1 protein-coding gene is annotated in these 532 nt (G+C 52.4%); it reads left to right on the top strand.

What is annotated here, in order from left to right:
• Positions 1-478 (top strand): IS5 family transposase (locus KP22_RS21085; RefSeq protein WP_039326378.1); only part of this gene is annotated, 478 nt, incomplete at its 5' end.
• Positions 479-532 lie beyond the last annotated feature (54 nt).

Here is a 532-nt window from a genome sequence, read left to right as displayed (position 1 = left end):
GCATCTGGCAGTTGATGCAAAAACACATGAAATCATCTGCGCAGACCTGTCACTAAACAATGTGACCGATGCAGAAGCCTTCCCTGGTCTTATTCGACAGACCCACCGGAAAATAAAGTCTGCGGCGGCAGACGGGGCTTACGACACACGGTTATGCCACGACGAGCTGCGGCGCAAGAAAATCAGCGCACTTATCCCTTCCCGGAAAGGCGCAGGTTACTGGTCAGGTGAATATGCAGACCGAAACCGTGCAGTGGCTAATCAACGACTGAGCGGGAGCAATGCCCGGTGGAAATGGACAACAGATTATAATCGTCGCTCAATAGCCGAAACGGCAATGTACAGAGTAAAGCAGCTGTTCGGTGGTTCGCTGACGCTACGGGACTACGACGGCCAGGTGGCAGAGGCTTTGGCCATGGTTCGTGCGCTGAACAAAATGACGAAGGCTGGCATGCCTGCAAGTGTACTTATTGCCTGAAGAGTGGCCTGTTACAGGAAGGCTCGCCTCAAATCTGATTTATTCAACAAAGCC

Origin of the sequence: Pectobacterium betavasculorum, assembly GCF_000749845.1 — a bacterium.
GTDB classification, from domain to species: domain Bacteria; phylum Pseudomonadota; class Gammaproteobacteria; order Enterobacterales; family Enterobacteriaceae; genus Pectobacterium; species Pectobacterium betavasculorum.
The sequence above is the reverse complement of the archived record's forward strand: the minus strand, read 5'-3'. Positions and strand labels throughout refer to the sequence as shown.